Genomic DNA, 13480 nt, shown 5'->3' with positions numbered 1-13480 from the left:
GGCAGCCGGGTGATTTTGCTGATTCACCGCCAGGAATCGATTAGCTTCTTGGGGATCCCGGTTTCCCGCTACATCAGCATCGAGGACTCGGAGCAGGTCTTACGGGCGATTCGACTGACCCCACCCAATACCCCGATTGATTTGATTTTGCACACCCCCGGCGGCCTGGTGCTGGCCACCGAACAAATTGCCCGTGCCCTGATTCGTCATCCGGCGAAAGTGACGGTGTTTGTCCCCCACTATGCCATGTCGGGGGGGACGATGTTGGCGCTGGCCGCCGATGAAATTGTCATGGATGCCAATGCGGTGCTCGGGCCAGTGGATCCCCAGTTGGGGGGCTATGCAGCCGCTAGCATTTTGCAGGTCTTGGCGGATAAGCCCATGGCTGAGATCGACGACCAAACGCTGATTTTGGCGGATCTGGCCCGTAAAGCGATGCAGCAGGTGCAGAACTTCGTGCGGGAGCTGCTCAAGGATGAGGTACCCAAACGCAAAATGGATCCCGAACGCATTGAACCCCTGATCCAGTCCCTAACCAGTGGGCGAGTGACCCACGATTACCCGATCACCGCCGAAGAAGCACAGGGGTTGGGGTTACCCATCTCTACCGAGTTGCCACCCCAAATCTATGCCTTGATGGATTTGTACCCCCAGGCTACTCTGGGCCGTCCTTCTGTGCAATACATTCCAACCCCCTACGATCCGCGTCCGGCAATGCCTGGTGGTGGATCCCGTTCTGGCCTAGTGTGAACGGCTGGCGTAGGCATCCATGGCCTCAGTGCGCAACCCTTTCGCCCGCCGAAACAATTCTTGTCCCGTGTGCAAGTGGCGATCATCAAAGTTTAGCGGGAAATAGTTCAGCTCCTCTAGGGCATCTTCCAGGTGGTTGAGGCTGTAGTACAAACGGGAGGCTACTCCTCCTAGGCTGCTGGGATTGGGAATGCGGCGAAAAATCTGCTGGGCTTGGGCCAACTTCTGACGACACTCCTCTAGGTACCCCACAAAGGAATCCAGCAAATCGGGATCAAAAGGATCCGCCGCCAACGCATTCAACTGGGGCTTTAAGGAAGATAACAACGGCCCCAAAATCCGGTTCAGGGGAGTATACACCTGCCGGATCCAGGCTTCGCGGGCAGTGGCCTCCTGGCTAACTGTTTCCCCAGGAGATCCGGTGGGTTGCGGACGCGACGCGGCGCGGTGATTGTACAGTTGGCGATCGTAGTCACGGCGAGATTGCGGATCCTTAAGCACCGTGTAGGCGGCATTAATCTGGCGGATGCGCTCGGAGGTGGCGCGGTCTTTTTTGGCCAGCAGACTGTCGGGATGGTGATGCTTGACCAAATGGCGGTAGGCACGCTTGATCTCAGCCGCTGTGGCCAGCGCCGAAACTCCCAACGTGTCGTAATGGGATCCCGATGCAGCCCCCTCCGCCATCCTGTTCGTTGGCCTCCCCAAAAACCCTCAAGGAAACTCCTCTATTGTACCTGGAGCCTAGAATGGAGATGAGTTTCACCCGGGTATCCCATGTCTTCTCCCAAATCTCCAGCCCCCTCTGAGGAGGGATCCCCCAATCCCCTGAATGCGCTGTTGGGTGCCACCCTTGCCGTCGGCTTGGGCTATGGTTTTTTTCAACTGCTGCTCTCGATGCTGGCTAACCTGCCGCCTGTGAACCTGGAGGCGGGCTCCTTGACCCGCGGCATCAGCATTTTGGTGCGCTATCTGGTGGTGGGATCCGTTTCTTTGATGACCTTCATGTTTGCCATGGTCGGCCTGGGATTGGCGGCCTATGGTGTCCAGTTGCTAGGGGAGCGGCTTAAAGCCAGCTTACGAAAAGCAGCGTAAAGCCCCCGGTTTCTAACCGGGGGATATAAGCGCACAGGCTGAATTTATTCAGCAACAGAAATAGTACATACAATAGTCCCCATGAAACGGGTCACCACGACACTCAAGCTCAAGTTTCTTGACCTCAATGTGGTCAAAGCAGAGATGTTTGCCCAGACGGTTTGTGCGACAACCGAGCTGGCAAACGAACTGCTGCGCATCAGTCCGAAGGAACGAAAAGCATTAACAACCGCCAAAGTGGTGACACCACTCAAGTCGGCCCTCTCCAACCAGGTGATTCGCATCCTCAAAGGGAAGGCGGGTAGGCGGGTCAAACACTTCAAAGTGTTCTGGCCAGAGGTCAACAACCAAAACTGGAAGCTGCACAAAGTAGGTAGCACCTACTCGGTGAGTTTTCCCACGATTCAGGGTGACAAGCGGGTTCCCCTTGAGGTTGGCAGTTCCTACTATGCCGAGCGTCTTGAGCGCATCCTGGCTGAGCAGGATTGTGAACGGGGAACCTTGAAACTCATGAAGCTACGGGGCTGTTGGTACGCGGTTGTATCTATCACTTGGGAAGTTCCCGAAGTGAAGAGTACGGAGCGGTTAGGTGTTGACCGGGGGCAGAACCGTTTGGCAGTGGCGGCCACCCGTTGGGGTCGGGCGGTGTTTTTTGGGGGTGGAGAGGTAGCCTATCGTCGTCGTCGTTTCCAGAAGCGTCGTGCCCAGTTGCAACAGGCGGGTAAATACCGAGCACTCAAGCGACTGGAGCGCAAAGAAGCCCGTTGGATGAGGGCGGTCAACCACACCGTTAGCCGCCGCATTGTGCGGTTTGCCAAGGCGGTAAATGCGGATGTGTGGATGGAAGACCTCTCGGGTATTCGCCAATCCAGACAGAGCCAGAAGGCGCGTTCGGATGCCGGGAAATCGCGCCATACCTGGTCGTACTACGACCTGGAGTGGAAGGTTGCCTACAAGCTGGAGATGGCAGGTAGAACTCTACACAAGCGCCCTGCTGCCTACACATCCAAAACCGACCACAGGACAGGATTGATCTGCTCCGCAGGGCCGGAGGCCATTGGGAAAAGGAGTGGGCATTTGTTCACCGGGCAGGACGGGTATTGCTGTGATGCCGACTGGAATGCCGCAATGAACATTGCCCAGTGGGACGGATTCTCGTGTCCTCTGAGTCTAAAAGAAGCCGTATCTGTAATGGGTGCGGTCGGCTCAGGGGATGGGGTACTTGGCAATCCCCTGAACTCCATGAATACTCCACAGCTTCAAGCTGTGGGGGGCTAGAAGGGAGAATCCCCCGGTTTCTAACCGGGGGAGTGTCAAGACGAGCCAATTAGCCAATTTAAGACGATGAAGAACCGCCCTAGAATAACACCGACCCAGGTAGCTGTGATAGAGTGATGGGACGCGACGAATACCGTTTCAGGAGTTCTCCAAGCATGTCTGCAGCAGTAGATATTGCTGATGCCACCTTCGAAACAGAGGTGCTAGGCAGCAACATTCCGGTTTTGGTGGATTTTTGGGCTCCTTGGTGTGGCCCCTGCCGGATGGTCGCTCCTGTGGTACAGGAAATTGCTGAGCAGTATGTCGGTAAGGTCAAGGTCGTGAAGATCAACACCGACGAGAACCCTCAAACCGCCAGCCAATATGGGATTCGCAGCATTCCTACCCTGATGCTGTTTAAGGATGGACAAAAAGTAGACGTGGTGGTGGGTGCTGTTCCCAAAGCAACGCTGACTACTATCTTGGAAAAGCACTTCGACACACCTGCTGAATCCTAAACCCAGAATTGGGACGATGGGCTTCTTGGGTATGTCAGGGTATGTCAGGATGTAACGCTTGGGTTCTGGGGTGGAACCTGATCAGGATTCTGTTTGGAGAAACCGCTAAAGTAGTCTAAAGAGAAGTTTGGATCCCAGTTTGACCCACTCGCTTTCCTCCCTTCTGCAAGAGATTCTTGCTGAATCTGAGACCTGCCTAAAGCAGGCGGAGCATCATCCCAATCGTACGGCTTGGTTACGCATTATCCAGTCTCTGCAACGGATCGGCTCCCTGGAGCTGAGTCGTTTGGATGCCAAGATTTTGGCAGCTACCCTTGAGGATCTGGAGCAAGGGTTTGCGGCCTTCCAAAACTATACCCACCAACGCAAGGTCACTGTCTTCGGTTCCGCCCGCCTAGAACCGGAAAGTCCGGAATACCGACAGGCTCAGTTGTTTGCCCACTGCATAAGCCAGCGAGGCTTCATGGTGATGACGGGGGGCGGCGGCGGCATCATGGAAGCGGGCAATCTCGGCGCGGGTCTGGAAAATTCCTTTGGCTTGAACATCCAGCTTCCCTTTGAGCAAATGGCTAATCCCGTGATTGCCGCTAGCAATCGGGTAATTAACTTTAAGTATTTTTTTTCCCGCAAGCTCTTTTTTGTCAAAGAGACCGATGCAGTGGTGCTTTTCCCCGGTGGCTTTGGTACTCAGGATGAGGCTTTTGAATGCCTGACCCTGATGCAAACGGGCAAAACCAAGCTGATGCCCTTGATCCTGGTGGATAAAACAGGGGGGCGCTACTGGAAGGAGTGGGATGAATATGTGCGGGAGCATCTGCTCAGTCGTGGATTGATCAGTCCAGAGGATCTCTTTCTCTATACCCTCACCGACGATGTCGGGGATGCCTGTCAGCAGATCACCGACTTCTATCGCATTTTCCACAGCAACCGCTATGTGCGGGAGCTGCTGGTGTTGCGTTTGAATGCGGAACTTTCGGCAGAGGCTCTAGAAACCCTGAATGAGGAGTTTGCCGATATTCTCGATTCCGGCCAGATCCAGCAAACCCAAGCCCTTCCGGAAGAAGCTGAAGAGGATATCGCCCACCTGCCGCGATTGGTGATGCATTTCAACCAGCGCAATTTTGGGCGGCTGTGGCAAATGGTACGCCGCATCAATAGGCTCCACCCGCAGCACCCCGAGCACCTACAAATGCGCCCTGAGCAAAAATAAGCTTCACCCCAAACCTGCCAAGGGATCTCGATGAGCCAACTGTTTGTGAAGATTTGTGGGATCACCCGTCCGGATCAGGCGGAAGCGATCGCCGCGCTGGGGGTGAGTGCCCTTGGGTTCATTGCCGTACCCAATACCCCCCGCTATTTGTCCCCATCAGCCATGGCTGGGTGGGTGGGATCCCTGCCCGTCCTGAAGGTGGGCGTCTTTTTGGATCAAGATCCCCACACCATCACCACCTGGGTAGAAGCCACGGGGATCACGGCTGTTCAGTTGCATGGGCAAGAATCTCCAGAGGATTGCCATCGATTGGGAGAATTGCTCCCTGGGATCCCGCGCATCAAAGCTTTGCGCATTCGCCATCTTGCCGATCTTGCGCTAGCCAGTGCCTATACAGGCTGTGTAGAAACGCTGCTCCTGGATGCTTATCACCCCCAGCAGGCAGGTGGCACCGGCCAAACCCTCAATTGGTCAGAACTTGCCCAGGGATCCCTACCGTTGCCTTGGATTCTGGCGGGTGGACTGAACCCGGACAACATTGGCCAAGCCCTGAGCCAAGTGACCCCCAATGGCATCGACCTCTCCAGTGGTGTAGAAGTCAAACCTGGAGATAAAGATCTGGGCAAAGTTCAGGCTCTTCTCCAACACATCCGCTCCCAGGGGTGGGAGATCGCCACCGCGCTGCCCCCCAGGATCCCGCTCCCTACTGCAACGAGTTAATCTCCAAACCCGGCTCAAATATCTGTTCTTTCACTTCCCCAAATTGTCCCATCACCCCAAGGTCACGGTTGTTGAAAGTCACCAGTACACCGCCCGCATTGCCCGTGCGCAACACAATCGATTGCTCCGCTTCCCAGTTCAGCTCTGCCCCCGGCTGTAACGTAGCCTCAAAGACAGTCTGCCCATCAGCGATCACCCGTAGCCAGGAGGGGCGCTCCACCACCCGAATATCCAACCGCACTGGCTTTTGCCCGATTCTGCCAGAGTAAGCCTCCAAAACCTCCGGGAATACCCCTTGGATGCGGGTCCATTGGTCGAGCGTGGGAAACAGTTGCCGGGGGGTCAGGACAGATTGCGCTGGAGGCAAAGAGTCAGGGGTGTTGCGGGCAGGAGATGGGTTGGATCCCTCACGACTGATGTTTTGCAGACCGACGACCCAGCGGCTAAAGGGATTGCCCGTACCCTCTAGCAGGGCCGATAACCCCCCTACCGCCACTATGATCAGCACCACATAAGCTGCCCACAAATGCAAAGGGCGCAGCGCAAACGTTGATGGGTCATTGGCCTGAGCGAGTGGTGCTGAAGCATGCGGTGTTTGGGTCGATAAAAGCGGAAAAGCGCGACGAGACAGGGTTTCCCCATCCAACCCCAAATAATCGGCGTAGCGCTTCAAAAACCCTTGGGTATAGACCGGCTCCGGTAACCGGCTCAAATCCGCCTGTTCCAAGGCTTGCAGGTATTGCGAGCGAATAAAAGTATCATTGGCTACTTCTGTCAACGTCAGACCCCGCGCCTCCCGTGTTTGCCGCAACAGGGATCCCAGGGCTTCCAAGGAGTATGCTGGCTCTCGCATCGTTCGGCTACCTTCAGAGGAGAGGGGGCCCTTGTGAAGATCATGCATCGTGTTCGGAGACATGACGAGACAAACAAAAAAGAGGTGACCTGAGGAAAAGATGTTCAGCGCTGTGGGAACGGGGCAAGCAAAGCTTGGATCCAATGGGGCTCCAATTGACGAAACTGACCGGGCTTGAGGTTCCCCAACCGCAGCGGGCCGATGGCTTCTCGGTGCAAAGCCAGAACCGGATGCCCCAGACGCTCTGCCACCCGCCGAATTTGTCGGTTGCGCCCCTCGAACAAAACCACCCTTAGCCAGGAACCTTCAGGATTGCTCCTTTTGAAGAAATCGGGGGCAGGACAACGCTCCACCTCCGCTGGCAGGGTGGTATACCCCTCTAAGTCTACTCCGTCTCGCCAATGTTGCAGGGTGGTCTGGCTAGGCTGCCCCTGTACCTGCACCCGATAGGTTTTGGGCAGATGATAGCGCGGATGGGTCAATTTCAAAGTCAGGTCGCCATCATCACTCAGGAGCAGTGCCCCACTGCTGTCGGCATCCAATCGACCCACAGGATATAGGCGGATTTGGCTGTGCCAAGGTTCGGGAAGGAGATCCAGCACGGTCTTGCGTCCCCAGGGATCCGCACAGGTGGACAATACCCCCACTGGCTTGTGGAGCAGCAAAACATGGCGAACGGGATCCCTGGAAAACTTAATCCGCTGACCATCCACTTCGATGTGATCCTGCTCTGGATCGGCTTTGTAGCCCAGCTCGGTGACCACTGCCCCATTCACCCGAATGCGACCAGCCATAATCCAGGCTTCCACCTGCCGACGGGAGGCCAATCCCTGCTGAGCCAACAGTTTCTGGAGCCGTTGGGGTTCTGCCATTGCAGTTTGAGCCGCCAAAGAAGGGGGGGTGCTAAGCAGCGGAGCCCTCAGGCTTCGAGAGCAAATCGCCACCAGGGCTGGGGGCCAAGAGCAACATTTCCGCCTGTGCCTCTGGCCCATCCCCTAAGAAAGAATAGCTGAGACCACAATCAAACTCTTCCGCCAGCCGACAGACTTCCTTGAGATCGCCTACTGACCAAATGCTCCAGCTGCTACGAATCTGGTCATCCACCCACACCTCCACGCGGTTACCCTCGATGTGAATGATGCGCTTGGGGTTGGCTTCTGAAGGGCGGCCCATTGCTCCTGTGTCAGGAGATTCTTGCCCTAAGGCCCCGAGAGCGGTCATCAGCTGCGGCAGAGCCAGTAAAAGGTGCTGAGCGGCTTGCTGCGGTTGACCCTTCAAGCAGGAGACCAAAGCTTCCGCAACACTCTGATTGAGGGCCTGCAGAGCTTGCAGTGGGGTAGCACCTGCCAAAGAGGGATCCGGTTGCAGTGGACTTTGGGCATCCATGAAAAGGCATGAACAGCTTCTTTAGAGCTTCTTAAGCCTAGCAAATCCAAAAACTTTTCGGTCATTAATACAGACAGAAAATTCTCTCTAAAGGGTAAAAAAACCTTGCTTCTGAGTTGCCCGCATTATTATCAAGCAAGGGTTCTCCTCGTCTATTCAGTTGGCAAGGCCAATCCATTTCTCCTCATTGATCCCTTTCCATTTCCTGCAAAGCCGGCTGACGCTTAGCGCAGATCTCCCGAAATCAGTGCAATTATGGGTGGCTTAACTCCTCTGCTTCGCCCCCAGTTCTGTCCTCAACCTCAAGCTGGGATCCCCTCTGGCGGGCCTCGGACTCCCGCTTCAGTTGGCTAAGCAGCGACAAAACACGGGATCCCCGCTCCAAAGAGCGATCCTGCAAAAACACCAGAACTGGTACTCGACGTAGGCTAAGGCGATGGCCAATTTCCCGCCGTACGAAGGGGGTAGCAGCTTCGAGTCCCTGCATGGTTTGTTGCTGCGCTGTTTCATCCCCATAGATGCTGACGAAGATGCGGGCGTTTTGTAGGTCATTGGAAACCTCCACATCCACAATGCTGACCATCCCCGCCCCGACGCGATCATCTTTGATCTGCGAGAGCAGAATTTGGCTGACCTCTCGTTTGATCAACTCCGCCACCCGCGCTACCCGTCGCCCTGTCGCCATTTTTGTATCTCTGAGCTACTATCGTCTGCAAATTTACTCCGGCCCGCTGCCGCTCCTCGCCGACTCGGCCCCAGGAACAGTAGCGGATGCTACGAGCATCTCTTCCTTTCACCTTTATTCTGGGTCAATGTCCATCTTGCCTTGAGTATGAATACCTAACGCCATCAATGGATGGGTGGAGACGTGATGATCAATACGCCAGAGGCGCTGCGGCGCTCCTTTGAGCAGTTCATGCTAAACGTGACGGAGCCGCTGGATCCGTTAATCTCCCTAAAGCTGACTCAGCTTGTGGTGATGCTGGGAGATACAGCTTACGCGATGGGCTACAGCGATGGCCAGCAAAAGCCAGATGATCGCTGCCGCCATTGTCCCAGTCGTGTGTTCGAGAGTCTAGACCTCTAAAGGGTTCTTTACAGAAGACCTGGGTAGGGCGCCCCTATGCCCACACGGGATCCGCTGCGGCCTACCTCTGGGTTGAGTTGAAAGCCTGAAACGGGCAAGATGGGATCCCATCCACTGGCTTCCTATGGTGTCTCCCGTTTTGCTTTGGCATCGCCGCGATCTGCGGTTGCAGGATAACGCTGCCCTTCATGAGGCGGCCCGGTACAGTTCTCAGGTGGTGCCTGTCTTTATTTTCGACCGGCAGATCCTAGAACGGGCGGATACGGCTCCGGCGCGGGTGGCCTTTTTGCTGGAGGCATTGGAGCGGCTGCAGGAAGGGTATCGGCAGCTGGGACTCACCCTGCTTTGGCAGATAGGGGATCCTTTGGTGGAGCTGCAGCACTTGGCCGCTACCCTCGGGGCCAAGGCGGTGTTTTGGAATGAGGATGTGGAGCCGTTTGCACGGCAACGGGACAGCCGTGTGCGGGCCGGTTTGGCGGAAGCAGGGATCCAGTGCTTTTCTGGCCAGGACATGCTGCTGCACGGCCCAGGGGAGGTGCTGACCCAAGCGGGGGATCCCTATTCGGTTTTTACTCCCTTTTGGCGCCGCTGGCGTAGCTTGCCCAAGCGGGATCCCTATCCCATTCCTAAGGCATTACAGCCGGTCCCCTCCCTACAGGCGCAACCCCTACCCTCCCTAGCGGATCTGGGCTTTGTCTGTACCCAGGCCATCCCGGCGGCGGGGGAGGCGGCGGCCCAAGCGCTTCTGGAAGACTTTTGCGATGGCCTGCGCATTTTGGACTACGAGCGCTCCCGCAACTTCCCGGCTGAAGAAGGGACATCCCGGCTCAGCCCCCATTTGCGCTGGGGTACGGTGGGCATTCGTCAGGTGTGGCAGGCCACGGTGGCGGTGGAAGCGGAGATCCGCAGCGAAGAAGCCGAAGCCAGTCTACAAACTTGGCGGCAGGAGCTGTGTTGGCGGGAGTTTTACAAGCATGTGCTGGCCCATTGGCCCCATGTGGAGACCAGTTCCTACCGCAAAGCCTTTGATGGGCTGGAGTGGGAAAATCGCCAGGATAGGTTCCAAGCCTGGTGTGAAGGGCAGACGGGTTACCCGATCGTGGACGCAGCGATGCGGCAACTGAACGAGACGGGCTGGATGCACAACCGTTGCCGGATGATTGTGGCTAGCTTCCTGACCAAAGATCTGCTCATTGACTGGCGCTGGGGGGAACGCTACTTTATGCAAAAGCTGGTGGATGGGGATCTGGCGGCCAACAACGGCGGTTGGCAGTGGAGTGCGGGTGTGGGCACGGATCCCAAGCCGCTGCGCATCTTTAACCCGGCCACCCAAGCGGCCCGCTATGACCCAGAAGGGGAGTATATCCGTCGCTATGTGCCGGAATTGGCAGGGCTGGATACGCCTGCTTTGTTGCTGGTGGGCGATGACCAAAAGGGCTCCTGGGCCTTGCAGGAACGGCGCGCCTGTGGCTATCCGGATCCGATTGTGAATCACAAGGTGCAGCAGCAGGAGTTCAAACGGCGTTACCAGGCGGTGCAAGGGTCTTGCTCAAGCGGCTGAGGATGCCCTTTTGGGGGTGCCGGAAGGGTTTCTAGCCAATGGCTGCCACTGCCGCCGCAGCTGCCCGAGTTGCTGTTGCCAATACTGCAATTCCCCGGCTGCCAATGGGATCCCACCAAAGCGAATTTCCATGTAGCGCTGCAGGAAGTGGATGGCCAGCTGAGCTTGCGGCAAATCGGAGTGGCGCAGGTGCTCCACCCGCTGCTCCGGCCCCAGGTGCTCCGGGATCCCCACCGCTGTGGAAAGATCCCGCAGTTGTAGGTACAGCCTTGAAATGGCCTGTCGCCGTTGGCGGGGTTTGGGCCAAGCAGCCGGGCTCCACCGCATCAGGGCAAAGGCCATGCCGGGCAAGAGGATCCCCACCATCCAGGTGGGCCATTCTGGGGGCGGCTGCCACAGGGATCCCATCACAGTGCCATTCCCAGCGGAGGCCAACAGGATCCACCCCCCATCCCGCCAGCGCAACGGCTGATAGCGGCGTCGGTAGCCCCAATAGGCCATGGATCCGGTGATCAAGACGACACCCAGCACCGGTAGCCCATTGTGCTGCACCGTTTGCCAGAAGGCGGCCCAACCCCGCCGGAAGGCCGCACCGAACTCTTCTCGGTCGGGGGGAGCGGTGACGGTGCTGGCGATCTCCTGAATCTGCCGCCAAATCTGCTGCTGGGTAAACAGGTCGTACTGAATCACATACTTGAACCAGCGAAAGCGCAAGCTGTCGTAGAAATCCTGAATCGGATCCCACCAGGTTTCCCGCAAGCTGACATTGGCCTCGGGCGGTGTGGCATCAAAGGTGACCCACCCGTAGGGGCCAAAGGGGATCTCCGTCCAGGAATGGGCATCGGCATTGCGCACCGCCAAATAATTCTCCTGGGCCAGCCAACGTCCCCCCAAGAAGCCATTGACCGTACGGGCGGGGATGCCGACACTGCGGGCCAGTACCGTCAGGGCCGTGGCGAAGTATTCACAATGACCGCGTCGATGGGTGAACAGAAAGGCATCCAGGGGAGGCTCAGCCCCCGGATCCGGCAGATCCAGAGAGTAGGCATAGTTCTCCAGCAGATACTCCTGCAGAGCAGTCACCTTGCCCCAATCATCCGGGATCCCGGCGGTGACCTCTTCTGCCAAAGCGGAAATACGGGGATCCAAATCCGTCGGCAACTGCAGATAGGCTTGTCGCTGCACTGGATCTAGAGCCGCTAGGATCTCAGTGTGGCTGACCTGTTGCAGGCGGGGCCCAAAACCGGTGGGGATGCGGCTGAGAGCCCGATACAGATAGGGGAGTTGCCTGGGCAAAGAGTGGCCAATATCCCCGGTTTCACTCAAGCTGAGGCGGCGGTTTTGCCGTTGCCATTCCTGACGGGCCGTGGTCGCTCCGCCCCGATCCAACCACTCCACCTCCACCAGGGGTGCCACCCCAAACACCGTGTTGGTGGCCAGCGGCTCCAGATAGATCAGTTGCTCTAAAGGGAAAACGCTCAAGCCAGGTGCTGTGGGGATCAGACTGGAAGCCGAAAGATCAAACACTCCCGCTGCATTTAAGGGAATGGGTGTAGATCGGTCTAGCGTGCGTGACCAGGCCAGCCCGTCGTAGCGATCAAAGCTGATCCCCCGCCAGTAGAGCATATCCACCTGGGGGGGCACCCCCGCCGGGAACTCTACCCGCATCACCACCGTGTTGTCGGTTTTCAGCGTGCCAAATCCTCCCAGGCTTACCTCTTCCGCAAAGCCAGTGGTCATGACCGGCGAACGGGATTGCCGGCCCAGGATCCCCAAACTGACCCGTGGGAACAGGAAAAACAAAATCACCGATACTCCAACCGCCACCAACGCCAGGGATCCCAGAAAGCCCAAAAAGTTGAGGCGGATATCCCGGGTTTGGCTGGCTGCTTGCGGGTGAATTTCCGTTTGCAGGCGCAGGTGGTAAAGGGTGAGGTTGATCAGCCCCACCGCCACATACACCAAAAACAACAGCCCAAAGCTAATATCCTCATTGAACAAGGTGGCAATTGCCATCAGCAGCAACGACAGCACCGCCAACTGAATGTGATCCGCTGCCCGTTCCCGTTGAAACAACTTGGCCCCCGTGAGATAGAGCACCAAACCCAACGCCGCATCCGAAGCCTGCAGAATGCCCAACAGCACCAGCGTCGCCAAACTGAGCAACACACTCACCGTCAGGGGCATCCACAGAGGGGCATAGCGGGCAAAGTGAATCCGTGGCGGATCCCAAAACCAACTGCCCACCCCAGCTGCCAAACAAAGGCCGATCACCAGCGGCGACAAAGCCTGATCCCCCAAACAGAGGGCGATAAAGGCTATGCCCACCAGGAGGTAAACAAAGACTTTTTGCACGGATCGCAGCGTCCAGGTCATCGGCCCTCACGGTCTACCTTCACCTTCTCAGAATAGCGAAGTTGTTTTTTTAACTGCCCCAAACGGATCCCTGAGCCTGGGATCCCCATCCCAATGTTTTGGATCCTGAGACTTCACCTGATAGGTTCTCTCTCCTGGGCAATCGGCTTGCCAGATGCTGCCCAAGTCCAGCGTTAAAATCGTTAAGATTTCTTCATCCGCTGGGTCCCGGCGGGTTTTACCCTGGCGTTGAGGTGGTGAGATGTCCGGCCAGAACGAAATTCATGTGGTGGGGGCGCGCCAGCACAATCTCAAGGAAGTCAACCTGCGGATCCCGCGCAATCGGTTGGTGGTGTTCACAGGGGTTTCCGGATCCGGCAAATCCTCCCTAGCGTTTGATACCATCTTTGCGGAGGGACAACGGCGCTATGTAGAGTCCCTCAGTGCTTATGCACGGCAATTTTTGGGACAACTGGACAAGCCGGATGTGGATCGCATCGAGGGTTTAAGTCCGGCCATTTCCATCGATCAAAAATCCACCAGTCATAACCCACGCTCCACCGTTGGCACCGTCACCGAGATCTACGACTATCTGCGGCTGCTGTACGGACGAGCCGGGATCCCCCACTGCCCCCACTGTGACCGAATCATCGCCCCCCAGACGGTGGATCAGATTGTGGATCAGATCATG

14 protein-coding genes and 2 pseudogenes are annotated in these 13480 nt (G+C 57.0%); 9 read left to right on the top strand and 7 right to left on the bottom strand.

Annotated features, from left to right (window positions below; all coding sequences use genetic code 11):
- A partial coding sequence (locus tag JX360_RS16065; RefSeq protein WP_244352948.1) for an SDH family Clp fold serine proteinase occupies positions 1 to 750 on the top strand: 750 nt, incomplete at its 5' end.
- On the opposite strand, the gene JX360_RS16060 is transcribed toward JX360_RS16065, so the two are convergent.
- Positions 742 to 1434: a J domain-containing protein gene (locus JX360_RS16060; RefSeq protein ID WP_244352946.1), complete on the bottom strand. Its 693-nt coding sequence runs from the start codon at positions 1432 to 1434 to the stop codon at positions 742 to 744. The genes JX360_RS16065 and JX360_RS16060 overlap by 9 nt on opposite strands.
- A 90-nt stretch (positions 1435 to 1524) precedes the next feature.
- On the opposite strand from JX360_RS16060, the gene JX360_RS16055 reads away from it, so the two are divergent.
- From JX360_RS16055 to JX360_RS16035, 5 genes are all read left to right on the top strand, one after another.
- The gene (locus JX360_RS16055) at positions 1525 to 1842 is read left to right on the top strand and encodes a DUF3082 domain-containing protein (RefSeq protein WP_244352944.1); all 318 of its coding nucleotides are present in this window, start codon (positions 1525 to 1527) and stop codon (positions 1840 to 1842) included.
- Positions 1843 to 1923: 81 nt separating this feature from the next.
- A complete protein-coding gene (locus JX360_RS16050; RefSeq protein WP_244352942.1) occupies positions 1924 to 3120 on the top strand; it encodes an RNA-guided endonuclease TnpB family protein in 1197 nt (398 codons plus the stop codon).
- Positions 3121 to 3275: 155 nt separating this feature from the next.
- Positions 3276 to 3617, top strand: a complete 342-nt coding sequence (trxA, locus tag JX360_RS16045) for a thioredoxin (RefSeq protein ID WP_244352940.1) — start codon at positions 3276 to 3278, stop codon at positions 3615 to 3617.
- Between the two features lie 139 nt (positions 3618 to 3756).
- On the top strand, positions 3757 to 4827 hold the full coding sequence (locus JX360_RS16040; protein WP_244352939.1) for an LOG family protein: 1071 nt from the start codon (positions 3757 to 3759) through the stop codon (positions 4825 to 4827).
- A 30-nt stretch (positions 4828 to 4857) separates the two neighbouring features.
- Complete coding sequence (locus tag JX360_RS16035) at positions 4858 to 5547, top strand: phosphoribosylanthranilate isomerase (protein WP_244352938.1); 690 nt, start codon at positions 4858 to 4860, stop codon at positions 5545 to 5547.
- On the opposite strand, the gene JX360_RS18100 is transcribed toward JX360_RS16035, so the two are convergent.
- From JX360_RS18100 to rbfA, 5 genes and pseudogenes are all read right to left on the bottom strand, one after another.
- Positions 5531 to 5767: a DUF4115 domain-containing protein gene (locus JX360_RS18100; RefSeq protein ID WP_425244430.1), complete on the bottom strand. Its 237-nt coding sequence runs from the start codon at positions 5765 to 5767 to the stop codon at positions 5531 to 5533. The genes JX360_RS16035 and JX360_RS18100 overlap by 17 nt on opposite strands.
- Before the next feature lie 420 nt (positions 5768 to 6187).
- Positions 6188 to 6400 (bottom strand): annotated as a pseudogene (locus JX360_RS18095) (helix-turn-helix domain-containing protein); the annotation flags it as partial.
- A 104-nt stretch (positions 6401 to 6504) separates the two neighbouring features.
- Positions 6505 to 7272 carry a pseudouridine synthase gene (locus JX360_RS16025; RefSeq protein WP_244352936.1) on the bottom strand — a complete coding sequence of 256 codons (768 nt, stop codon included), beginning with the start codon at positions 7270 to 7272 and terminating at the stop codon, positions 6505 to 6507.
- 31 nt (positions 7273 to 7303) lie between these two features.
- A complete protein-coding gene (locus JX360_RS16020) occupies positions 7304 to 7786 on the bottom strand; it encodes a hypothetical protein (protein WP_244352935.1) in 483 nt (160 codons plus the stop codon).
- A gap of 253 nt (positions 7787 to 8039) precedes the next feature.
- Positions 8040 to 8471 carry a 30S ribosome-binding factor RbfA gene (gene rbfA, locus JX360_RS16015; RefSeq protein ID WP_244352934.1) on the bottom strand — a complete coding sequence of 144 codons (432 nt, stop codon included), beginning with the start codon at positions 8469 to 8471 and terminating at the stop codon, positions 8040 to 8042.
- 186 nt (positions 8472 to 8657) lie between these two features.
- Here rbfA and JX360_RS16010 point away from each other — a divergent pair, with 186 nt between their 5' ends.
- Both JX360_RS16010 and JX360_RS16005 read left to right on the top strand, forming a co-directional pair.
- Positions 8658 to 8873 carry a hypothetical protein gene (locus JX360_RS16010; protein ID WP_244352932.1) on the top strand — a complete coding sequence of 72 codons (216 nt, stop codon included), beginning with the start codon at positions 8658 to 8660 and terminating at the stop codon, positions 8871 to 8873.
- A 124-nt stretch (positions 8874 to 8997) separates the two neighbouring features.
- Positions 8998 to 10434, top strand: coding sequence for a cryptochrome/photolyase family protein (locus JX360_RS16005; protein WP_244352931.1), 1437 nt, complete (start codon positions 8998 to 9000; stop codon positions 10432 to 10434).
- Here JX360_RS16005 and JX360_RS16000 read toward each other — a convergent pair.
- Positions 10423 to 12810: a transglutaminase TgpA family protein gene (locus tag JX360_RS16000; protein ID WP_244352930.1), complete on the bottom strand. Its 2388-nt coding sequence runs from the start codon at positions 12808 to 12810 to the stop codon at positions 10423 to 10425. The two genes, JX360_RS16005 and JX360_RS16000, sit on opposite strands and share 12 nt — an antisense overlap.
- A 241-nt stretch (positions 12811 to 13051) precedes the next feature.
- On the opposite strand from JX360_RS16000, the pseudogene JX360_RS15995 reads away from it, so the two are divergent.
- A pseudogene (locus JX360_RS15995) lies at positions 13052 to 13480 on the top strand (excinuclease ABC subunit UvrA); the annotation flags it as partial.

Origin of the sequence: Thermostichus vulcanus str. 'Rupite' (assembly GCF_022848905.1) — a bacterium.
GTDB lineage: Bacteria > Cyanobacteriota > Cyanobacteriia > Thermostichales > Thermostichaceae > Thermostichus > Thermostichus vulcanus_A.
Note: the sequence above shows the minus strand (reverse complement) of the source record. Positions and strands in the feature narration are given on the sequence as shown.

Coding starts and splice junctions, on each gene's coding strand:
- JX360_RS16035 (WP_244352938.1), top strand. CDS start 4,858: ATGAGCCAACTGTTTGTGAAGATTTGTGGGATCACCCGTCCGGATCAG.
- JX360_RS16025 (WP_244352936.1), bottom strand. CDS start 7,272: ATGGCAGAACCCCAACGGCTCCAGAAACTGTTGGCTCAGCAGGGATTG.
- JX360_RS16055 (WP_244352944.1), top strand. CDS start 1,525: ATGTCTTCTCCCAAATCTCCAGCCCCCTCTGAGGAGGGATCCCCCAAT.
- JX360_RS16010 (WP_244352932.1), top strand. CDS start 8,658: ATGATCAATACGCCAGAGGCGCTGCGGCGCTCCTTTGAGCAGTTCATG.
- rbfA (WP_244352934.1), bottom strand. CDS start 8,471: ATGGCGACAGGGCGACGGGTAGCGCGGGTGGCGGAGTTGATCAAACGA.
- JX360_RS16060 (WP_244352946.1), bottom strand. CDS start 1,434: ATGGCGGAGGGGGCTGCATCGGGATCCCATTACGACACGTTGGGAGTT.
- JX360_RS16020 (WP_244352935.1), bottom strand. CDS start 7,786: ATGGATGCCCAAAGTCCACTGCAACCGGATCCCTCTTTGGCAGGTGCT.
- JX360_RS16050 (WP_244352942.1), top strand. CDS start 1,924: ATGAAACGGGTCACCACGACACTCAAGCTCAAGTTTCTTGACCTCAAT.
- JX360_RS16000 (WP_244352930.1), bottom strand. CDS start 12,810: ATGACCTGGACGCTGCGATCCGTGCAAAAAGTCTTTGTTTACCTCCTG.
- JX360_RS16005 (WP_244352931.1), top strand. CDS start 8,998: ATGGTGTCTCCCGTTTTGCTTTGGCATCGCCGCGATCTGCGGTTGCAG.
- trxA (WP_244352940.1), top strand. CDS start 3,276: ATGTCTGCAGCAGTAGATATTGCTGATGCCACCTTCGAAACAGAGGTG.